This is a genomic window from Pseudomonas sp. LRF_L74 (assembly GCF_965644255.1).
Classification (GTDB): domain Bacteria; phylum Pseudomonadota; class Gammaproteobacteria; order Pseudomonadales; family Pseudomonadaceae; genus Aquipseudomonas.
This window is the reverse complement of sequence record NZ_CBFFRH010000002.1, coordinates 263,294-284,937: the sequence shown is the minus strand read 5'-3', so window position 1 is coordinate 284,937 and position 21,644 is coordinate 263,294. Positions and strand designations below refer to the sequence as shown.

The window sequence follows — 21,644 nt, the reverse complement described above, 5'->3', positions numbered from 1 at the left end:
AATCCTGTAACTAGACAGAAGAGACTAAGAGCAAATGGCCATTATCAAAAAATGATGAATACCGGCCCGCCTCAAGTTCCATTGAAATATTTATTGCTCGCGCAGAATTAATTATTTTTTTGACGCCATTAATTCAGTTATTTCTGGCAATTCACCATATGCGAGAGCTATCAGGGACAGCTACACTACCCCTACGAAAACGAAAACATCCCAAAAATCTCCCCAAGTGCTTGAATAATGAGAAAAAATGACCCCGTAACCCAACGCGAGCGAACGTTCGCCGAGGAGCAACGCCTCATTTCGACCACTGACCTCAAAGGTCACATCAGCTATTGCAACGATGCCTTCGTTGAAATCAGTGGCTTCAGTCGCGACGAGCTCGTTCGCTCGCCTCACAATATGGTGCGTCACCCCGATGTCCCGTCGGCGGTCTTCGAACATATGTGGCGCACCTTGAAGGAGGGACGTGCCTGGATGGGCGTGGTGAAGAATCGCTGCAAGAACGGCGATCACTATTGGGTCAATGCCTACGTCACCCCGGTGCTGGAAAATGCCCAGGTGGTCGGCTACGAATCGGTGCGGGTCAAGCCGACAGCCGAGCAGATACGTCGCGCACAGGCGCTCTACCTGCGTCTGAACGCGGGGCGCGGCGCGATCCCAAGCACCGACCGCTGGCTGCCGACACTGCTGGCATGGCTGCCTTTCATCCTGGTCAGCCAGGTCTCCTTCCTGATTGGCAGTTGGCTGCAAAGCCCTTGGGGCTTCGCTCTGGCCGCCCTGCTCTGCGTCCCGCTCGGACTGGCCGGCCTGGCCTGGCAGAACCGGGCGACCAAGCGCCTGCTGAACCTGGCCCAGCAAAGCACCTCCGACCCGCTTATCGCCCGGATGTACACCGACAGCCGTGGCGACGAGGCGCGCCTGGAAATGGCCATGCTCAGCCAGAACGCCCGTCTCAAGACCTGCCTGACCCGCCTGCAGGACACCGCTCGCCGCCTGACGTCCCAGGCCAAAGAGGCCGACCAGTTGGCCCACAACAGCTCCGCCGGACTGGACCGGCAGAAAGCCGAGACCGAGCAGGTTGCCGCAGCGGTCAATCAGATGGCGGCCAGCACCCTGGAAGTGGCCAACAATGTCGCGCGTACCGCCATCGCCACTCAGGAAGCCAATCGCCTGACCGGTGAAGGTCGCACCATCGCCTCCGACACGGTACAAGCCATTCAGCGCCTCTCCGGCTCCGTTGCCGAAACCGGCGAAGCCGTGACTCGCCTGGCCCGCGACAGCGATGAGATCGGCGGCGTGGTCGATGTGATCAAAGGCATCGCCGACCAGACCAACCTGCTGGCACTCAACGCCGCCATCGAGGCGGCCCGTGCCGGCGAAATGGGCCGTGGCTTCGCCGTGGTCGCCGACGAGGTACGTTCCCTGGCACAGCGTACGGGCGAATCGACCGAGCAGATCCACGGCCTGATCGCCAAGCTGCAGCGCACCGCAGAAAACGCCGTAACGACCATGGAACAAGGCAAGCGCCAGGCCGACGAAGGCGTGGCCCGGGTCCAGGAAGCCGACCAAGCGCTGGTCGGCATCAGCGAAGCCGTGGCCAACATCACCGACATGGCCAACCAGATCGCCGCAGCGGCTGAAGAACAAAGCGCGGTGGCCGACGAGATCAACCAGAACATCGTCACCATCGCCCGCCTCACCGAACAAACCTTCAACGACGCCCAGAACACCGCGCTGCTCAGCGAATCCCTGGCCGCCACCGCACAGGATCAGTATTCACTGGTGGAGCGATTCAACCGCTAAACGACTCGACAAGAGCACCATGGGTCAAGGCTGAACGGAAGATCCCGTCCTCGTTCAGCCCTCTCAAGTGCCGCTCAAGAAGCTCGCCACGCTGTTGGCCGCCGCTTGCAGATACTGCTCATGGCTGAACCCCGAGACCTTCAGCGGCTTGAGGTCATGATCGGCCTGGGACAGCCATTGCACGTCAATGGCACTCGATAACCGATAGCCATCGACGGTCTGCCGGTTGCCCAGCGCATCGCGCTCGCCCTGGACAATCAGGGTCGGTGTGCGCAGATGCTGCAGATGCGCCACCCGCGGCTTCTCGGGCTTGCCGGCGGCGTAGAACGGATAACCGAGGCATACCAGGGCATCGGCGCCCAGCTCGTCGGCCAGCAGGCTGGCCATGCGCCCGCCCATGGACTTGCCACCGATAGCCAGCCGTCCCCGCACCTGCCCCCGCACTTGGGCGTAGACCTCCCGCCAACACTCAAGCAAACGCGCCTGAGGATTGGGTGGCCGACGCACGCCATCGACACGGCGCTGTGCCATGTAGGGAAACTCGAAGCGCAATACCGCTATGCCGCGCTCCGCCAGCAACTCGGCGATGCGTGCCATGAACGCGCTGTCCATCGGCGCTCCAGCGCCGTGGGCAAGCACCAGCGTGACCTGCGACAACGTGTCTCGGCCCGTCCATAGCCAATCGCCAGCAGCCCGTTGATCCCCGTCAATATTGCTCATAACGCCTTTATCCATGCTTGCAATGCTTTTCCTAAACCGTGGATGGAAGCCAACCAAAATGAACATAACCAGCAGTGCCGCCTACAACTACAAGGTGGTCCGCCAGTTCGCCATTATGACGGTGGTCTGGGGCATAGTCGGTATGGGGCTCGGCGTGTTCATCGCCGCCCAACTGGCCTGGCCGGAACTGAACCTCAACCTGCCGTGGACCAGCTTCGGTCGACTGCGCCCCCTGCACACCAACGCGGTGATCTTCGCCTTCGGCGGCTGTGCCCTGTTCGCCACCAGCTACTACTCGCTGCAGCGTACCTGCCAGGTGCGGCTGATCTCCGACAAGCTGGCCGCCTTCACCTTCTGGGGCTGGCAACTGGTGATCGTGCTGGCGGCCATCAGTCTGCCGCTGGGCTACACCACATCCAAGGAATATGCCGAACTGGAATGGCCGATCGACATTCTGATCACCATCGTCTGGGTCTGCTACGCCATCGTGTTCTTCGGCACCCTGGCCAAGCGCCGCACCAGCCACATCTATGTCGGCAACTGGTTCTTCGGTGCGTTCATCCTTACCGTCGCCCTGTTGCACGTGGTCAACAACCTGGAGCTGCCGGTCACCCTGACCAAGTCCTACTCCCTCTACGCCGGCGCCACCGATGCGATGGTGCAGTGGTGGTATGGCCACAACGCCGTGGGCTTCTTCCTGACCGCCGGCTTCCTCGGCATGATGTACTACTTCGTGCCCAAGCAGGCCGAGCGTCCGGTCTACTCCTATCGCCTGTCCATCGTCCACTTCTGGGCGCTGATCACCCTGTACATCTGGGCCGGTCCGCACCACCTGCACTACACCGCCCTGCCCGACTGGGCGCAGTCCCTCGGCATGGTCATGTCGCTGGTGCTGCTGGCACCGAGCTGGGGCGGCATGATCAACGGCATGATGACCCTCTCCGGTGCCTGGCATAAGTTGCGCAGCGACCCGATCCTGCGCTTCCTCGTGGTATCGCTGGCGTTCTACGGCATGTCCACCTTCGAAGGCCCGATGATGGCTATCAAGACCGTCAACGCCCTGTCCCACTACACCGACTGGACCATCGGCCACGTGCATGCCGGCGCCCTCGGCTGGGTGGCGATGATCTCCATCGGCTCGCTGTACCACCTGATCCCGAAAGTGTTCGGCCGCGAGCAGATGTACAGCATCGGCCTGATCAACGGGCACTTCTGGCTGGCGACCATCGGCACCGTGCTGTACATCGCCTCGATGTGGGTCAACGGCATCACCCAGGGCCTGATGTGGCGCGCGGTCAATGCCGACGGCACCCTCACCTACTCCTTCGTCGAATCGCTACAGGCCAGCCATACCGGCTTCGTCGTGCGTGTTCTCGGCGGTGCGGTGTTCTTCGCCGGCATGCTGCTGATGGCCTGGAACACCTGGAAAACCGTTCGTACCGTGAAAACCGAGGACTATGACGCCAGCGCTCTGATCGCCGTAGAAGGAGCCCACTGATGAGCAGCAAGCACGAAATACTCGAAAAGAACGTCGGCCTGCTCGCCCTGTTGATGGTCCTGGCCGTGAGCATCGGCGGCCTGACCCAGATCGTCCCGCTGTTCTTTCAGGACGTGGTCAACGAGCCGGTGCAGGGCATGAAGCCTTACACCGCGCTGCAACTGGAAGGCCGTGACATTTATATCCGTGAAGGCTGCGTCGGCTGCCACTCGCAGATGATCCGCCCGTTCCGCGCCGAGACCGAGCGCTACGGTCACTACTCGGTGGCCGGCGAAAGCGTCTGGGACCACCCCTTCCTCTGGGGTTCCAAGCGCACCGGCCCGGACCTGGCCCGCGTCGGCGCCCGCTACTCCGATGACTGGCATCGCGCGCACTTGTACAACCCGCGCAACGTCGTGCCCGAATCGAAGATGCCGGCCTACCCCTGGCTGGTGGAAGGCAAGCTCGACGGCAAGGACACCGCTGCCAAGCTGAGCGCCATGCGCGCCCTGGGCGTGCCCTACAGCGACGAAGACATCGCCGGCGCGAGCGAGGCGGTCAAGGGCAAGACGGAAATGGACGCACTGGTCGCTTATCTGCAGGTGCTGGGCACCAGCGTGAAGAACAAGCGCTAAGCCATGGCCATTCAGCTAAAGAATTGGAGTAAACAGTCATGACCGCTTTCTGGAGTGGCTATATCACCCTGCTGACCCTCGGCAGCCTCGTCGCCTTGCTGTGGCTGATCTTCGCCACCCGCAGCGGCGAAGCGTCGGGGCCGGCGGACAAGACCCTCGGCCATGCCTTCGACGGCATCGAGGAATACGACAACCCGTTGCCCAAGTGGTGGTTCCTGCTGTTCGTCGGCACCATCGCCTTCGCCGGCGCCTACCTGCTGCTCTATCCGGGGCTGGGCAACTTCAAGGGCATCCTGCCGGGCTACGAGAACGGCTGGACCCAGGTCAACCAGTGGCAGCGCGAGATGGACAAGGCCGAGGCCCTGTACGGCCCGATCTACGCCAAGTACGCCGCCATGCCCATCGAGGCGGTGGCCCAGGACGAAGCCGCGCTGAAAATGGGCGGGCGCCTGTTCGCCTCCAACTGCTCGGTGTGCCACGGCTCCGACGCCAAGGGTGCCTATGGCTTCCCCAACCTGACCGACCATGAATGGCGCTGGGGCGGCGAAGCGAGCACCATCGCCCAGTCCATCAACAATGGCCGCACCGGCGTCATGCCGCCCCACGGCCCGCTGATCGGCGATGACGGCGTGCGCAACGTCGCCGCGTTCGTCCTCACCCAACTGGCCAGTCGCAAACTGCCCGAAGGCGAAACCGCCGATATCGAGGCCGGCCGCAAGGTCTTCGAAACCACCTGCTTCGCCTGCCACGGCAAGGACGGTCATGGCATGCCGATGATGGGCGCGCCGAACCTGACCAACCCGGCCGCGTTCATCTACGGCAGCAGCTTCGCCCAATTGCAGCAGACCATTCGCTACGGACGCAGCGGCAGCATGCCGGCGCAGAACGAGTTCCTCGGCGCGGACAAGGTCCACTTGCTGGCCGCCTACGTCTACAGCCTGTCCCAGGATAAGGAGAAGAAGTAACACCGATATTCGAACAGGCAGCATTGAGGCAGCAGCGGACATCGAGATTACTTACCGTCACTCCCGCGAAGGCGGGAGCCCAAATAAAAGGCGCTTCTGGATTCCCGCCTTCGCGGGAATGACGGAATAACGAACGTCCGCTCCTGCCTCCACGCCGCCACTCAAGCCAAAACCCCAGCAACGCCTTGCCAACTTGTCTCTCCCTGCCAGATTCATGCGACTCAGTGCCACATCCGTACTTTTACCTCCCCTTCCATAGTAGGGTGCTCACCATCTGCCACAGCTCCCAAGCGAAGCCGCGATGCATCTTGGCTTGGCGAGTTCCAGCAGGAAAAACGGCTGCACCGGAGCGAGCAAAATCTACTACCAAAGTCTCTGCAAGCCTTGCCGCGCGCGGCTTTTCAGCATTGCATCCGCCTTTGCGCGTATCCATACTGGCCCCGCAAAAAACCTAAATAACAAAGTCCATTAACCGTGGAACACAGCATGAGCACAGCAATCAGCCAGACCGCCTACAACTACAAGGTGGTCCGTCAGTTCGCCGTGATGACGGTGATATGGGGTGTGATCGGGATGGGCCTCGGCGTGTTCATCGCCGCGCAACTCGTCTGGCCCCAACTGAACTTCGACCTGCCTTGGACCAGCTTCGGCCGCCTGCGCCCGCTGCACACCAACGCGGTGATTTTCGCCTTTGGCGGTTGCGCCCTGTTCGCCACCTCCTACTACGTGGTCCAGCGCACCTGCCAGACCCGCCTGATCTCCGACACCCTGGCCGCCTTCACCTTCTGGGGCTGGCAACTGGTGATCATCCTCGCCGTGATCACCCTGCCGCTGGGCTACACCAGTTCCAAGGAATACGCCGAGCTGGAATGGCCGATCGACATTCTCCTGGCCGTGGTCTGGGTCACCTACGCGGTGGTGTTCTTCGGCACCATCGTCAAGCGCAAGAGCAAGCACATCTACGTCGGCAACTGGTTCTACGGCGCCTTCATCCTGGTCACCGCGATGTTGCACATCGTCAACAGCGCGGAACTGCCGGTGACCCTGTTCAAGTCCTACTCGGCCTATGCCGGCGCCACCGACGCCATGGTCCAGTGGTGGTACGGCCACAACGCCGTGGGTTTCTTCCTGACCACCGGCTTCCTCGGCATGATGTACTACTTCGTGCCCAAGCAGGCCGAGCGGCCGATCTACTCCTATCGTCTGTCCATCGTCCACTTCTGGGCGCTGATCACCCTGTACATCTGGGCCGGCCCGCACCACCTGCACTACACCGCCCTGCCCGACTGGGCCCAATCGCTGGGCATGGTGATGTCGGTCATCCTCCTGGCGCCGAGCTGGGGCGGCATGATCAACGGCATGATGAGCCTCTCCGGCGCCTGGCATAAGCTGCGCAGCGACCCGATCCTGCGTTTCCTGGTGGTATCCCTGGCGTTCTACGGCATGTCCACCTTCGAAGGCCCGATGATGGCGATCAAGACCGTCAACGCCCTGTCCCACTACACCGACTGGACCATCGGCCACGTGCATGCCGGCGCCCTCGGCTGGGTGGCGATGATCTCCATCGGCTCGCTGTACCACCTGATCCCCAAGGTCTTCGGTCGCGAGCAGATGCACAGCGTCGGCCTGATCAACGCGCACTTCTGGCTCGCCACCATCGGCACGGTACTGTACATCTCGTCGATGTGGGTCAACGGCATCACCCAGGGCCTGATGTGGCGCGCGATCAACGAAGACGGCACCCTCACCTACTCCTTCGTCGAAGCCCTGGTGGCGAGTCATGAGGGCTTCCTGGTGCGCATGATCGGTGGTGGCTTCTTCTTCACCGGCATGCTGCTGATGGCCTGGAACACCTACCGCACCATTCGTGCGGCGCAACCCGCCGAATACGACACCGCGGCCCGCATTCCCGAGGCTTCGCACTGATGAAAAGCCACGAGATAGTTGAAAAGAACGTCGGCCTGCTGGCCTTGTTCATGGTCCTGGCGGTGAGTATCGGCGGCCTGACCCAGATCGTCCCGCTGTTCTTCCAGGATGTGGTCAACGACCCGGTGGCCGGCATGAAGCCGCGTCCAGCCCTGGAAGTCGAAGGCCGTGACATCTACATCCGTGAAGGCTGCGTCGGTTGCCATTCGCAGATGATCCGTCCGTTCCGCGCCGAGACCGAACGCTACGGTCACTACTCGGTGGCCGGCGAAAGCGTATGGGACCACCCCTTCCTCTGGGGCTCCAAGCGCACCGGCCCGGACCTGGCCCGCGTCGGCGGGCGCTACTCGGACGACTGGCACCGCGCGCACCTGTACAACCCGCGCAACGTCGTGCCGGAGTCGAAGATGCCTGCCTACCCCTGGCTGGTGGAAAACAAACTCGACGGCAAGGATACCGCCGCCAAGCTCAACGCCCTGCGCGCACTGGGCACGCCCTACAGCGATGCGGACATCGCTGGCGCCGCCGAAGCGGTCAAGGGCAAGAGCGAAATGGATGCACTGGTGGCCTACCTGCAAGGCCTTGGCACTTCAATCAAGAACAAACGGTGACGCACGATGGATATCGGAACCCTTCGCGGTATTGGTACGGCAGTAGTTTTCGTGGCGTTCGTCGGCGTCGTGCTGTGGGCCTACAGCAGCCGGCGCAAGGCCAGCTTCGACGAAGCGGCGAACCTGCCGTTCGCCGATGAAAAACCCCGGGACAAGCATGGGGTCGAGGAAAAATGACGTCGTTCTGGAGCCTGTACATCACGCTTCTGACCCTTGGCACCCTCGTTGCCCTGACCGTGCTGCTGTTCAGCGTGCGCAAGGGCCAGCGCCCGGACTCGACCGAGCAGACCGTCGGCCATGAATTCGATGGCATCGCCGAGTTCGACAACCCGCTGCCCAAGTGGTGGTTCATGCTGTTCGTGGCCACCCTGCTGTTCGCCGTCGGCTACCTGGCACTGTATCCGGGCCTGGGCAACTTCAAGGGCGTGCTGCCGGGCTACGACGGCATCGGCGAGGACAAGCCATTCGCCGACAACCAGCCCGGCTGGAGCGGCGTGCACCAGTGGGAAAAGGAAATGGACAAGGCCGATGCCAAGTACGGCCCGATCTATGCCAAGTACGCCGCCATGCCCATCGAGCAGGTGGCCCAGGACGAGGCCGCGCTGAAAATGGGCGGGCGCCTGTTCGCCTCCAACTGCTCGGTCTGCCACGGCTCCGACGCCAAGGGTGCATACGGTTTTCCCAACCTGAGCGACGATCAGTGGCGCTGGGGCGGCGACGCCAACACGATCAAGACCAGCATCCTCAACGGGCGCATGGGCATGATGCCGGCCCATGGCCAATTGGTCGGCGATGAGGGCGTGCGCAACGTCGCCGCCTACGTCCTCACCCAGTTGGGCGGGCGCAAATTGCCAGACGGTGAAACGGCCGATATCGAAGCTGGTCGCAAGGCCTTCGAGACCACCTGCTTCGCCTGCCATGGCAAGGACGGCAGCGGCATGGCGATGATGGGCGCGCCGAACCTGACCAAGCCGGCCGCATTCATCTACGGCAGCAGCTTCGCCCAGTTGCAGCAGACCATCCGTTACGGGCGCAGCGGCAAGATGCCGGCGCAGAACGAGTTTCTCGGCAACGACAAGGTCCACTTGCTGGCGGCCTACGTCTACAGCCTGTCCCAGGGCAAGCAGGACGAGAAAGCGCAGGAGTAAAGCCTGTCGATGGGGCCTCGTTTTTCGAAGGTCCACGCAGGATGAGCCGGTTGGCATGTTGGTCTGGAATGAGGCATAAGCGGACATCGATACTATTTATCGTCACTCCCGCGAAGGCGGGAGCCCAAAAAAGCGCTTCTGGATTCCCGCCTTCTCGGGAATGACGAGGATATAAACCGATCATCGGACAAGTGTCCGCTCCTGCCTCAACCCGGCCTGCACCGTAAAAACATCCGCCATCTGCTACGCGACCGGAAGTCGCATCGGGGTTCGGCGAAACGAGGCGTAACATGAGGCTTACCGTGAAGCACAGACTCCGCCGGCACGTATCGACGGGGCGCTAACCAGAACCGTGGTAGGCACCGATGAGCAAGCAGATTCCCGTACACGATGTCACCCCTCCCCCGGCCAAGGGCGACCGCAGCTTCGATCTGTACGCCAGCCGAGAAAAAATCTACACGCGCGCCTTCACCGGCTTGTTCCGGCGCCTGCGCATGGCCGGCGGCGCCGTGTTGTTCCTGCTCTACTTCGGTACTGCCTGGCTGAGCTGGAATGGCCGCCAGGCCGTCTGGTGGGACCTGCCCGAACGCAAGTTCCACATCTTCGCCGCGACCTTCTGGCCGCAGGATTTCGCCCTGCTCTCCTGGCTGCTGATCATCTGCGCCTTCGGCCTGTTCTTCATCACCGTGTTCGCCGGCCGCGTCTGGTGCGGCTACACCTGCCCGCAGAGCGTGTGGACGTGGATCTTCATGTGGTGCGAGAAGATCACCGAGGGCGACCGCAACCAACGCATGAAGCTGGACAAGCAACCCATGAGCGGCAACAAGCTCATGCGCAAGACCGCCAAGCACAGCCTGTGGATCGCCATCGGCCTGGTCACCGGGCTGACCTTCGTCGGCTACTTCACGCCGATCCGCAACCTGATTCCGGAAATGCTCAGCGGCGGCGCCGATGGCTGGGCCTATTTCTGGGTCGGCTTCTTCACCCTCGCCACCTATGGCAACGCCGGCTGGCTGCGCGAGCAGGTGTGCATCCACATGTGCCCCTACTCGCGCTTCCAGAGCGTGATGTTCGACAAGGACACGCTGATCGTCTCCTACGATCCACGGCGTGGCGAAAGCCGCGGGCCGCGCAAGAAGACCCAGGACTACAAGGCCGACGGCCTCGGCGATTGCATCGACTGCACGATGTGCGTGCAGGTCTGCCCGACCGGCATCGACATCCGCGACGGCCTGCAGATCGAGTGCATCGGCTGCGCCGCCTGCATCGACGCCTGCGACAGCATCATGGACAAGATGAACTACCCCAAGGGCCTGATCAGCTACACCACCGAGCACAACCTGTCGGGGCAGAAGACTCACCTGCTGCGCCCACGCCTGATCGGCTATGCGCTGGCGCTGCTGGCGATGATCCTGCTGTTCGCCTGGACCGTCGCCCACCGCTCGCTGGTCGAGCTGGACGTGCTCAAGGACCGCACCCTGTACCGCGAGAACCAGGAAGGCCACATCGAGAACGTCTACACCCTCAAGGTGATGAACAAGGCCCAGACCGAGCAGACCTTCGTACTCAGCGCCGATGGTATCGACGGCCTGCGCTTCGCGGGCAAGCAAGAGGTCAGGGTCAGCGCCGGCGAAGTGCTCGCCCTGCCGGTCGAGTTGTCGGTGCCGCCGGAAAAACTGCCGTCGAGCACCAACGAAATCACCTTCCGCATCCAGTCGGTCGACGATCCTTCGGTGCACAATGACACCCCCAGCCGCTTCATCGGCCCCAGCATCCGCTAACCCATGACAGGAACCGCCATGATCGCCCCCACACAAGCCCGTCGCTGGTACAAGGAACCCTGGGTCTGGTTCATCCTCGGCCTGCTGGGTTTTTCCGTGGTGCAGGGCGTCAGCCTGCTGGTGTTCGCCAACCAGAACCCGCCCAAGCTGATCTCCGACAACTACTACGACGTCGGCAAGGGCATCAACACCTCGCTGGAACGGGAGAACCTGGCCACGGCGCTGCAGTTGCAAGCCAGCCTGACCATCGACAACGACAGCGGTGTGGTCAGCCTGCGGCTCAGCGGCAAGAGCCAGCCGCAGCAACTGGTGCTGAACCTGGAGTCGCCGACCCAGCCGGAGCGTGATCGCCGCGTGGTCCTGCAAGCCATCGGCCAGAGCCAGTACACCGGCAGCCTGCCGGACAAGGTCGAGGGCCGGCGCTTCGTCGAACTGATCGGCCAGGAGAACGGGCGCGACTGGCGCCTGTTCGAGGAAGAACAGGTCAGCGAAGGCACGCCCGTCCTGCTCGGCGACTGAGCATGGGCGCACCTGTCCCCTGCTACCACTGCAATCTGCCGGTTCCCTCGGGCAGTGCCTGGCGCGCCACGGTGCTCGGCGAGCCCCGCGCATTCTGCTGCCCTGGCTGCCAGGCCGTGGCCGAAGCCATCGTCGCCGGCGGCCTGGAGAGCTACTACCGGCATCGCAGCGAAAGTGCGGTCAACCCCGCGCAGTTGCCCGCCATCGTGCCGGACGAACTGGCCCTGTACGACCGCGACGACGTGCGGCAGGGCTTCGTCGAGCAACAGGGCGAACTCAGCGAAACCCGCCTGCTGATCGAAGGCATCAGTTGCGCGGCCTGTGGCTGGCTGATCGAGAAACACCTGCGCGCCCTGCCCGGCGTGGCCGAAGCCCACCTCAACCTGTCCAACCAGCGCCTGCTCGTGCGCTGGCATGAACGGCAGTTGCCGCTCAGCCAGTTGCTGCAGGCGCTGCGCCGTATCGGCTATGTCGGCCACCCGTGGCAGGCGGATGCCGAGAGCACGCGCCTGGCCGAAGAAAACCGTCGCTCGCTGCGCCAGATCGGCGTGGCCGGCCTGCTGTGGATGCAGGTGATGATGGCGGCCATGGCGACCTGGCCGGAATTCAACGTCGACCTTTCCGCAGGCATGGACACGATCCTGCGCTGGACCAGCCTGTTCCTCACCACGCCCATCGTCTTCTACTGCTGCGGGCCGTTCTTCCGTGGCGCCCTGCGCGACCTGCGCACCCGCCACCTGACCATGGACGTATCCGTCTCGCTGGCCATTGGCGGCGCCTACCTGGCGGGCATCTGGTCCACTGTCACCGGCATTGGCGAGCTGTACTTCGACGCAGTCGGCATGTTCGCCCTGTTCCTCCTCGCCGGTCGTTACCTGGAGCGCCGCGCCCGCGAACGCACGGCGGCGGCCACCGCACAGTTGGTCAACCTGCTGCCCGCCTCCTGCCTGCGCCTGGATGGCGACGGCCACAGCGAACGCATCCTCTTGCGCGAACTGCGCCTCGGTGACCGCGTGCTGGTGCCTCCGGGCGCACTGCTGCCTGCCGATGGGCGCATCGTCGACGGTAGCTCCAGCCTCGACGAATCCCTGCTCACCGGCGAATACCTGCCCCAGGCACGCACGATCGGCGATGCGGTGACCGCCGGCACCCTCAACGTCGAGGGGCCGATCCAGCTCGAAGTCGGCGCGCTCGGCGATGACACGCGCCTGTCCGCCATCGTGCGCCTGCTCGAACGGGCGCAGATGGACAAGCCGCGCCTGGCACAGATGGCCGACAAGGTCGCGCAATGGTTCCTGCTCATCGTCCTGCTCCTGTCCGCCATCGCCGGCCTAGTCTGGTGGCAGGTCGATGCCCAGCGCGCGTTCTGGATCGTCCTGTCGATGCTGGTCGCCACTTGCCCCTGCGCCCTGTCGCTGGCCACGCCGACGGCGCTGACCAGCGCCACCGGCACCCTGCACAAACTCGGCCTGCTGCTGACCCGTGGCCACGTGCTGGAAGGCCTGCGCCAGATCGATACGCTGATCCTCGACAAGACCGGTACCCTCACCGAGGGCCGCCTCACCCTCAGCGCCATCCAACCATTGCGCGAGCTGGACAGCGACCGCTGCCTGGCCCTCGCCGCGGCACTCGAACACGGCTCGGAACATCCCATCGCCCGGGCCTTTGGCCAGCAAGGCAGCGCCGCCGAAGCGATCACTGCCTTCCCCGGCATGGGCCTGGAAGGCAGGGTCGAAGGGCGGCGGCTGCGCATCGGCCAGCCTGTGTTCGTCGCCGCCTTGAGTGACACACAGGCGCCAGCGATTCCCGGCGACCACGGGCAGTGGCTGCTGCTCGGCGACGAGCGCGGCCCCCTGGCCTGGCTGGTCCTCGACGACCGCCTGCGGGACGACGCCAAGGCCCTGGTCGACGCCTGCCGCGCCCGCGACTGGCAGGTCATCCTGCTCTCCGGCGACAGCTCGCCGATGGTCGCTGAAGTGGCGCGCCAACTGGGTATCGACGACGCCCGCGCGGGCCTGCGCCCGGAAGACAAACTGGCCGTATTGCGCGACCTGCAAGGCCAAGGCCATCGCGTGCTGATGCTCGGCGACGGCGTCAACGACGTGCCGGTGCTGGCGGGTGCCGATATCAGCATCGCCATGGGCGGCGCCACCGACCTGGCCAAGACCAGCGCCGATGCCGTGCTGCTATCCAATCGCCTCGGCAGCCTGGTCGACGCATTCGCCATAGCAGCGCGCACCCGCCGCATCATCATCGAGAACCTGGCCTGGGCCGGCCTGTACAATGGCCTGGTCCTGCCCTTCGCCGCCCTCGGCTGGGTCACGCCGCTGTGGGCCGCCTTCGGCATGTCGGTCAGCTCCCTGGTGGTAGTGGTCAATGCGTTGCGGTTGGCGAAATAGCCGCGAAGTTTGGAGAACGATCCGTGTCCGCCCTCTACATCCTGATTCCCGTCGCCGTCGGCCTGGTCGGATTCGCTATCTGGGTGTTCCTCTGGTCGGTCAACAACGGCCAGTACGACGACCTCGACAGCCCGGCCCACAGCATCCTGTTCGATGACGAAGACCCGCAGCACAAGGCCGGCGTCGCCGAAGCCGACGACAAGGACGAGCCGCGTGGCTGAGCTGCTGCCGCACCTGGTCTCGGCAATGATCCTCGGCCTGCTCGGCGGCGGCCATTGCATCGGCATGTGCGGCGGGCTGATGGGCGCGCTGACCCTGGCCATCCCCCCCGAGCAACGCGCCCGGCGCCTGCGCCTGTTGCTGGCCTACAACCTCGGCCGCGTGCTCAGCTATGCCCTGGCAGGCCTGCTCATCGGCCTGGCCGGTTGGGCGCTGGCGGCCAGCCCGGCGGTAACGGTACTGCGGGTGATCGCCGCACTGCTGTTGATCGCCATGGGCTTGTACCTGGCCGGTTGGTGGAGCGGCCTGACCCGTATCGAAGGCATCGGTCGCCACCTCTGGCGGCATCTGCAACCCGTCGCCAGCCGCCTGATGCCGGTCAGCAGCGTGCCCCGCGCCCTGCTCCTCGGCGCGGTCTGGGGCTGGCTGCCCTGCGGCCTGGTCTACAGCACCCTGCTCTGGGCCGGCAGCCAGGGCTCGGCCAGCCAGGGTGCATTGCTGATGCTGGCCTTCGGCCTTGGTACCTGGCCGGTACTCCTGACCGCCGGCCTGGCCACCGATCGCCTGGGCGCCTTTCTACGCAGGCGTGGCGTACGCATGGCCGGCGGCATCCTGGTCATCCTGTTCGGCCTGTGGACGCTGCCGGGGCCGCACCAGCATCTGCTGATGGGGCATTGAAAACGCTTGAGGCTGAACGAAAAATCAGCACGAGTCAGAATGGCGGCTTAGAGGCAGGAGCGGACGTCATTACTCGGTGTGTTTAGCCGTCACTCCCGCGAAGGCGGGAGCCCAGAAGCGCCTTTTTTATTTGGGCTCCCGCCTTCGCGGGAGTGACGGTAGATAATCTCGATGTCCGCTCCTGCCTCAAAGCGGCCAGTTCGTAATCTCGCCAAACTATCCCAAACGACTCGATAAAACCTTTTGTCCAGCCTCCAGCCCGCTCTTCTGACCTGGATCAACAAGCCACATCGACAGCATCCCTAGACTCGCCGGTATCCCCGCACTTCCATGGGACACCCGCATGCTCGACGCCATCCGTTGGGACGCCGACCTGATCCGCCGCTACGATCACCCCGGTCCGCGCTACACCTCCTACCCCACCGCCGTGCAATTTCACGATGGCGTCGGCTCGTTCGAACTGCTGCATGCCCTGCGCGACAGCCGCAAGGCCCTGCGCCCATTGTCGCTGTACCTGCACGTGCCGTTCTGCGCGAGCATCTGCTACTACTGCGCCTGCAACAAAGTGATCACCAAGGACCGCGGGCGCGCCCAGCCTTATCTGGAACGCCTGGAAAAAGAAATCGCCAGCGTCGCCTGCCATCTGGACAAACGTCAGGTGGTCGAGCAACTGCACTTCGGCGGCGGCACGCCGACCTTTCTCAGCCACGACGAACTGCGCCGGTTGATGGCGACCCTGCGCAAACATTTCACCTTGCTCGACGACGACAGCGGAGACTACGGCATCGAGATCGACCCGCGCGAGGCCGACTGGTCGACCATGGGCTTGCTGCGCGAGCTGGGTTTCAACCGCGTCAGCCTCGGCGTGCAGGACCTCGACCCCGAGGTGCAACGCGCGGTCAACCGCCTGCAAAGCCTGGAAGAAACCCGCGCCATCGTCGAAGCCGCACGCACCCTGCAATTCAAGTCGATCAACATCGACCTGATCTACGGTTTGCCCAAGCAGAACCCGGCGTCCTTCGCCAAGACCGTGGCCGAAGTCATCGCCCTGCAGCCGGATCGCCTGTCGGTGTTCAACTACGCCCACCTGCCCGAGCGCTTCATGCCGCAGCGGCGGATCAACGGCGATGACCTGCCGAGCCCGGCCAACAAGCTGGCCATGCTGCAGAACAGCATCGAGCAGCTCGGCGCCGCCGGTTACCGCTACATCGGCATGGACCACTTCGCCCTGCCCGACGACGAGTTGGCCATCGCCCAGGAAGACGGCACCCTGCAACGCAACTTCCAGGGCTACACCACCCATGGTCACTGCGATCTGGTCGGCCTCGGCGTATCGGCGATCAGCCAGGTCGGCGACCTCTACAGCCAGAACAGCAGCGACATCGGCAACTATCAGGAGTACCTGGACAAGGACCAGTTGCCAACCCTGCGCGGCCTGGCCTGCAACGATGACGACCGTGTCCGGCGCGCGGTGATCCAGCAATTGATCTGTCAGTTCCACCTGGACTTCAGCGACATCGAACGACGTTTCGCCCTCGATTTTCGCAGCTACTTCTCGGCAATCTGGCCACGCCTGCAGCAGTTCGCCCGGGACGGCCTGATCAGCCTGGACGAGCGCGCCATCGACGTGCGCCCGGCGGGTCGGCTGCTGGTGCGCTCGCTGTGCATGCTGTTCGACCACTACCTCGAGCAGCAGAATATCCAGCGTTTTTCGCGAGTCATCTGAACACGCTGGCATCTTGAGGTGCGACCTTAAGGCGCTGGCCCGGGCCAACGGCAATGCGTTACCCTTACGGTCCTTGTGTGTTTGCTCGGCAGGACCCACGCGATGAACGAAATGATCAAGGTGCACCATACGCACCAGGCCCACTGCAAGGACTGCAGCCTGGCACCCCTGTGCCTGCCGTTGTCGCTCAACCTTGAAGACATGGATGCGCTGGACGAGATCGTCAAGCGCGGCCGTCCGCTGAAGAAAGGCGAGTTCCTGTTCCGCCAGGGCGATGCCTTCAACTCCGTATTCGCCGTGCGCGCCGGCGCGCTGAAGACCTTCAGCCTGACCGATGGCGGCGAAGAGCAGATCACCGGTTTCCACCTGCCCAGCGAACTGGTCGGTCTTTCCGGTATGGACACCGAAGCCTATCCGGTGTCCGCCCAGGCCCTGGAAACCACCTCGGTGTGCGAGATTCCCTTCGAGCGCCTCGACGAGCTGTCGGAAAAACTGCCGCAACTGCGCCGCCAGTTGTTGCGCGTGATGAGCCGGGAAATCCGCGACGACCAGCAGATGATGCTGTTGCTGTCGAAGAAGACCGCCGACGAGCGCATCGCCACCTTCCTGGTCAACCTGTCCGCGCGCTTCCGTGCCCGTGGCTTCTCGGCCAACCAGTTCCGCCTGGCCATGTCGCGCAACGAGGTCGGCAACTACCTGGGCCTGGCCGTGGAGACCGTGTCACGCGTGTTCACCCGCTTCCAGAACGGCGGCCTGCTCGCCGCCGAAGGCAAGGAAGTGCAGATTCTCGACCCGATCCAGCTCTGCGCCCTGGCCGGCGGCAGCATGGATGGCTGATAATTGCGCCTCTTCCGTAGAGGCACAGCACGATGATCTTCGACGAATTCGTCCTCAAATCCCTGATCCGCCCGGTGCAGGACTTCCCCGAGCCGGGCGTGGTGTTCCGTGATATCACCCCGCTGTTCCAGTCGCCGCGCGCCCTGCGCATGACCATCGACAGCTTCATCCAGCGCTACATCGAAAGCGACGTCAGCCATATTGCGGTGCTCGATGCCCGCGGCTTCCTGATCGGCTCCATCGTCGCCTACGAACTGAACAAGCCGCTGGTGCTGTTCCGCAAGCGCGGCAAGCTGCCGGCCGACGTGCTGGTCGAGACCTACAAGACCGAATACGGCGAAGCCACCCTGGAAGTCCACGCCGACAGCCTGTCCGAGGGTGACAGGGTGCTGATCTTCGACGACCTGATCGCCACCGGCGGAACGCTGCTGGCCGCCGCCAGCCTGATCCGTCGCATGGGCGCCAGCGTCCACGAAGCCGCGGCGATCATCGACCTGCCCGAACTGGGCGGCTCGCGCAAACTGCAGGATGCCGGCATCCCGACGTTCAACCTGATCGCCTTCTCCCTCGACGAGAAGTGAGGAGAAGCCTGCCGGGGTTCAGGCTCAAGAGGCAACGGCGGCTGCTATTGCCTCATCACCAGCGCCGGCCTGCCGCTTAAAAGTCGTAACTGACTGTCGCCACCGAGCTGCGCCCCTCACCGTAGTAGCACTGGTTGAGGCTGTTGCAGGCCGCCACGTACTTTTCATCGGTCAGGTTGTTGACGTTCAGCCGAACGGCCACACCTTTCAGCCCGAGCGAGTCGAGTTCATAGCCCAGCGATGCGTCGAACAAGGTGTAGGACGGCACGTGCAGGGTGTTTTCCGCATCGGCCCAACTCTTGCCGAAGTAGTGCACGCCAGCGCCGAGCTGCATTCCGGACAAGGCCCCCGCGAAGCGGTAGTCGGCCCACAACGTCGCCATGTTTCGCGCGACCACATTGGGCGTGTTGCCTCGATTGTTCACCCCACTGCTGTTGATGAAGTCCTTGGAATACTCGACGTCCATGTAGGTGTAGCTGGCGAGCACACTGGTGTTCTTGAATGGTGTGAAACGCGCCTCCAGCTCGACGCCCTTCGAGGTGATCTCGCCGACCGAGCGGAAGAAATACTCGTTGGAATCCTTGCTCGCCAGGTTCGACTGGGTGAGGTCGAAGTAGGCGATGCTGTACAGGTCGTCGGTGCCGGGCGGCTGGAACTTCAGGCCGACTTCGATCTGCTCGCCTTCGGTCGGATCGAGCAACGTCAGGTCGTAACCGCTGCCGTTGTAGTTGTAGGCGGTGGTGGTATTGGGGTTGAACGACTCGGAATAGCTGACGTAGGGCGAAAGACCGTTATCGAAGGCATACAGCGCGCCGACCCGGCCACTCAGTTGCTTCTCGTTACGACTGCCTGACTGATCGCCGTAGTACGGGTCCTGGGTATGGTCGAACGAGATATCGACCCAGTCCTGGCGCAGCCCGAGGGAAAAGCGCCAGTTCTCAAGACCAATCAGGTCCTGCACATAAAGACCGGTCTGCTTCAGGTCGCGCGCCTCATCGTACTGGTGATACACGGCATAGCTGGCCGGCACTCGCGCTCCCGTGTAGGGGTTGAGCAGGCTGGACTGCGTACCGTAGCCACCGTCGTAGTCGACCTTGGCCTTGCGCTTCTGGTAATCGACGCCAGTCACCAGTGTGTGGCTCAACGAGCCCGTGTTGAATTCGAACTGCACCTGGTTATCCAGGCTCCAGGCATGCAGCGCTTCCTGAGCGCCCGTGTAGGGACGATGCAGGTCCCCCACGCTACCGTAAGGCACTGCCTGGTCGAGGGTGTAGCCGTACTGATAGACCTGCCCCGACTCGACCTTGGAGTCCAGGTATTGGACATTCTGGCGAACCGACACCACGTCGTTGAAACGGTGCTCGAACTGGTAACCGATCATCTGTTGATCGCGCTCGAACTTCTCCAGGTCTTCATCGCCCTCGAACACACTGCGAGAAATGCGCTGGCCGTTGTATTGCTTGATCGTCCCCTGTGCCGGCAGGCCGCCGTGGTAACCACTCTTGGGATCGTGCTGCAGCATGGCCAGCACGGTCAGGCGGGTGTTCTCGGAAAAGTCGACGCTCAAAGACGGCATCAGCGCATAACGTCGCTCTTCGATGGAGTCGACCTGGTTGTCGGCATCGGTGGCAACGCCAACCAGGCGGTAGGCCACTCTCTTCTGCTCATCCACAGGGCCTGTGAAATCAAACGCGGCCTGCTTGTAGTCATTCGAGCCATAGGAAAACTGGATCTGCCTGCGCGTATCGAACTCCGGCTTCTTCGAGGTCATGGCGACCAGACCGCCTGGCAGGCTGCGTCCATAGAGCACGGACGACGGCCCCTTGAGCACGTCGATACGCTCGACGAAATACTGATCGACCTGAAGGCTGCTGTAGGTGCCGCTATCACCCATCAGCTTCATGCCATCGAGGAACAGATTGTCCACCGAGCCATCGTTGATCCCGCGCATCGCCACATAGTCATAGCGTGTGGTGGCGCCATAGGGCGAGCTCATCAGGCCCGGCGTGTAACGCAGCGCCTGGGCGACGGTCTTGGCCCCCTGGTCGTCCATCTGCTCCCGCGTCACCACCGAAACGCTTTGCGAGGTTTCCAGCAACGGCAGGCTGGTCTTGGTCGCCACGCTGCTGTGGGTAGCGTTGTAGCCTTCCATGCTGCCCAGGGCATTGCCCAGGGAAAACGCCTGCACGGCAGTGCTCTCCAGTTCCAGCGCAGCGGCCGTTGCACCCTGTGCACGCAGCGAGTAACCGCCCTGCCCGTCCGCCACGGCGCTCAGGCCGCTGCCGGCGAGCAACCGGCGAAACCCTTCGTCGAGGGAAAACTCACCCTGCAGGCCTGGCGAGGACTTGCCGGCGGTCAGGCTGGCATCGGCCGAGAGCATCACCCCGGCCTCCCCGGCAAAGCGGCTCAGGGCGGTGGACAACGGACCAGCGGGAATCGCGTAGTGCTGCACGGCATGCTGCTCGGTGGCGGCCTGGACCAGCGTGGGAGCGACGGCTGCCAGCGGCAGGCTCAACAGCGCCAAGCGAATCGAGCGACGAAGAGAAATGGGCGAACGCATGGGATACCTCTCGGTGAACGGCCGCGCGTCAATGCGCAGTCCCTATGCACACCAAGCCAAGCGAGCGCGAAAAAGGGGAACCGGCGGACGAAAATATTTTCGTCACGCGTTGCGCGGCCCGATAGACACCCACCATGGCAAGCGGCGATTGACCTGGACCGGCAAGCTGGCCGCGAGCGCGGCCAAGATACGCTCCGGCTCGGCCAACGGGTAGGCGCCGACCAGACGCAGGTCCGCCACGGCGGGATCGCAACCGAGGTAACCAGGGAAATAGACCGTCAGTTCCTCGATGAAATCGCCCAGGCGCATGTCGTCGGCCTGGAGCATGCCACGGGTCCAGGCCTCGCGATTGCGCTGCACCGGCTCGATGGTTCCGATGGCGTCGGCGCTGAACATCACCTGCTGGCCCGCCTGCACCACACGGCGAACACTGGACGCCGCTGGACAAACCTCGACCGCCCCCTCGAAGACGTTGAGTCGGGTCCGCCCCTGCTCCTGGCGCACGCTGAAGCGGGTGCCCAAGGCACGCATGCGCCCCTGGGCACTGTCCACCACCAGCGGACGAGGATCGACAGCCGTACGGATACACAGCTCGCCGGCATACAGACGGACCCGGCGTAACCCAGCGTCGTACTCGATATCCAGCGCGCTCGCACTGCCCAGCCATAGCAACCCGCCATCGGCGAGGCTGACCTGACGCACCTCGCCCGTGGCCGTGCGCTGCTGCGCCATCCAGGCACGCCAGTTATCGTTGCGCACGGCAAGGCCGCCGAACAGCGCACCGCAACCCAGGACCAGCAGACCGAGCACCTGCCGGCGCTGCGATCCGCCCTGCAAGGCAATGCGGGCCGGCCCTCGCTGCACCTCGGCCGGCAGCAGGTCGAATTGACGGCTGACACGCTCCACGCGCTGCCAGGCCAAGGCGTGCTCGGGGCGCTCGTCCAGCCATGCCTGCCAGGCATCGCGTTGCGCTGCGCTGACCCGCTCCGCCTGCAGCACGGAAAACCAATGCGCCGCTCGTTGCAGCACGGCGTAATCGATAGCGTCGTTCGCGGCCAT

Annotated in this window: 19 protein-coding genes; 16 read left to right on the top strand and 3 right to left on the bottom strand. The window is 63.6% G+C overall.

What is annotated here, in order from left to right:
- The first annotated feature begins 237 nt into the window (after positions 1 to 237).
- On the top strand, positions 238 to 1,803 hold the full coding sequence (locus ACSZPK_RS06205) for a methyl-accepting chemotaxis protein (RefSeq protein ID WP_437880540.1): 1,566 nt from the start codon (positions 238 to 240) through the stop codon (positions 1,801 to 1,803).
- Positions 1,804 to 1,866: 63 nt separating this feature from the next.
- Here the strand turns inward: ACSZPK_RS06205 and ACSZPK_RS06200 are convergent, their stop codons facing one another.
- Positions 1,867 to 2,538, bottom strand: coding sequence for an alpha/beta family hydrolase (locus ACSZPK_RS06200; RefSeq protein WP_437880539.1), 672 nt, complete (start codon positions 2,536 to 2,538; stop codon positions 1,867 to 1,869).
- Between the two features lie 43 nt (positions 2,539 to 2,581).
- On the opposite strand from ACSZPK_RS06200, the gene ccoN (ACSZPK_RS06195) reads away from it, so the two are divergent.
- From ccoN (ACSZPK_RS06195) to ACSZPK_RS06125, 15 genes are all read left to right on the top strand, one after another.
- A complete protein-coding gene (gene ccoN, locus ACSZPK_RS06195) occupies positions 2,582 to 4,021 on the top strand; it encodes a cytochrome-c oxidase, cbb3-type subunit I (protein ID WP_437880538.1) in 1,440 nt (479 codons plus the stop codon).
- Positions 4,021 to 4,635, top strand: a complete 615-nt coding sequence (ccoO, locus tag ACSZPK_RS06190; RefSeq protein ID WP_437880537.1) for a cytochrome-c oxidase, cbb3-type subunit II — start codon at positions 4,021 to 4,023, stop codon at positions 4,633 to 4,635. Before ccoN (ACSZPK_RS06195) ends, ccoO (ACSZPK_RS06190) begins: the two co-directional genes overlap by 1 nt.
- A 38-nt stretch (positions 4,636 to 4,673) precedes the next feature.
- Positions 4,674 to 5,600, top strand: coding sequence for a cytochrome-c oxidase, cbb3-type subunit III (gene ccoP, locus ACSZPK_RS06185; protein WP_437880536.1), 927 nt, complete (start codon positions 4,674 to 4,676; stop codon positions 5,598 to 5,600).
- Between the two features lie 486 nt (positions 5,601 to 6,086).
- Positions 6,087 to 7,526 (top strand): cytochrome-c oxidase, cbb3-type subunit I, encoded by a 1,440-nt coding sequence (gene ccoN / locus ACSZPK_RS06180; protein ID WP_437880535.1) that lies wholly within the window; start codon positions 6,087 to 6,089, stop codon positions 7,524 to 7,526.
- Positions 7,526 to 8,137 (top strand): cytochrome-c oxidase, cbb3-type subunit II, encoded by a 612-nt coding sequence (gene ccoO / locus ACSZPK_RS06175; RefSeq protein ID WP_437880534.1) that lies wholly within the window; start codon positions 7,526 to 7,528, stop codon positions 8,135 to 8,137. The genes ccoN (ACSZPK_RS06180) and ccoO (ACSZPK_RS06175) overlap by 1 nt, the downstream gene beginning before the upstream one ends.
- Positions 8,138 to 8,143: 6 nt before the next feature.
- Complete coding sequence (locus tag ACSZPK_RS06170; RefSeq protein WP_437880533.1) at positions 8,144 to 8,314, top strand: cbb3-type cytochrome oxidase subunit 3; 171 nt, start codon at positions 8,144 to 8,146, stop codon at positions 8,312 to 8,314.
- On the top strand, positions 8,311 to 9,285 hold the full coding sequence (gene ccoP, locus ACSZPK_RS06165; RefSeq protein ID WP_437880532.1) for a cytochrome-c oxidase, cbb3-type subunit III: 975 nt from the start codon (positions 8,311 to 8,313) through the stop codon (positions 9,283 to 9,285). The genes ACSZPK_RS06170 and ccoP (ACSZPK_RS06165) overlap by 4 nt, the downstream gene beginning before the upstream one ends.
- A gap of 365 nt (positions 9,286 to 9,650) precedes the next feature.
- Entirely contained in the window at positions 9,651 to 11,066 is a 1,416-nt protein-coding gene (gene ccoG, locus ACSZPK_RS06160; RefSeq protein WP_437880531.1) for a cytochrome c oxidase accessory protein CcoG, read from the top strand.
- An 18-nt stretch (positions 11,067 to 11,084) separates the two neighbouring features.
- On the top strand, positions 11,085 to 11,585 hold the full coding sequence (locus ACSZPK_RS06155; protein ID WP_437880530.1) for a FixH family protein: 501 nt from the start codon (positions 11,085 to 11,087) through the stop codon (positions 11,583 to 11,585).
- A 2-nt stretch (positions 11,586 to 11,587) separates the two neighbouring features.
- A complete protein-coding gene (locus tag ACSZPK_RS06150; protein WP_437880529.1) occupies positions 11,588 to 13,984 on the top strand; it encodes a heavy metal translocating P-type ATPase in 2,397 nt (798 codons plus the stop codon).
- Between the two features lie 23 nt (positions 13,985 to 14,007).
- The gene (gene ccoS, locus ACSZPK_RS06145) at positions 14,008 to 14,205 is read left to right on the top strand and encodes a cbb3-type cytochrome oxidase assembly protein CcoS (RefSeq protein WP_437880528.1); all 198 of its coding nucleotides are present in this window, start codon (positions 14,008 to 14,010) and stop codon (positions 14,203 to 14,205) included.
- Positions 14,198 to 14,881 (top strand): sulfite exporter TauE/SafE family protein, encoded by a 684-nt coding sequence (locus tag ACSZPK_RS06140; RefSeq protein WP_437880527.1) that lies wholly within the window; start codon positions 14,198 to 14,200, stop codon positions 14,879 to 14,881. Before ccoS ends, ACSZPK_RS06140 begins: the two co-directional genes overlap by 8 nt.
- A gap of 343 nt (positions 14,882 to 15,224) precedes the next feature.
- Positions 15,225 to 16,607, top strand: a complete 1,383-nt coding sequence (gene hemN / locus ACSZPK_RS06135) for an oxygen-independent coproporphyrinogen III oxidase (RefSeq protein ID WP_437880526.1) — start codon at positions 15,225 to 15,227, stop codon at positions 16,605 to 16,607.
- 102 nt (positions 16,608 to 16,709) lie between these two features.
- Complete coding sequence (fnr, locus tag ACSZPK_RS06130; protein ID WP_437880525.1) at positions 16,710 to 17,444, top strand: fumarate/nitrate reduction transcriptional regulator Fnr; 735 nt, start codon at positions 16,710 to 16,712, stop codon at positions 17,442 to 17,444.
- Positions 17,445 to 17,476: 32 nt separating this feature from the next.
- On the top strand, positions 17,477 to 18,025 hold the full coding sequence (locus ACSZPK_RS06125; RefSeq protein WP_437880524.1) for an adenine phosphoribosyltransferase: 549 nt from the start codon (positions 17,477 to 17,479) through the stop codon (positions 18,023 to 18,025).
- Between the two features lie 76 nt (positions 18,026 to 18,101).
- On the opposite strand, the gene ACSZPK_RS06120 is transcribed toward ACSZPK_RS06125, so the two are convergent.
- Entirely contained in the window at positions 18,102 to 20,624 is a 2,523-nt protein-coding gene (locus tag ACSZPK_RS06120; protein WP_437881003.1) for a TonB-dependent siderophore receptor, read from the bottom strand.
- 63 nt (positions 20,625 to 20,687) lie between these two features.
- Positions 20,688 to 21,644 carry a FecR domain-containing protein gene (locus ACSZPK_RS06115; RefSeq protein WP_437880523.1) on the bottom strand — a complete coding sequence of 319 codons (957 nt, stop codon included), beginning with the start codon at positions 21,642 to 21,644 and terminating at the stop codon, positions 20,688 to 20,690.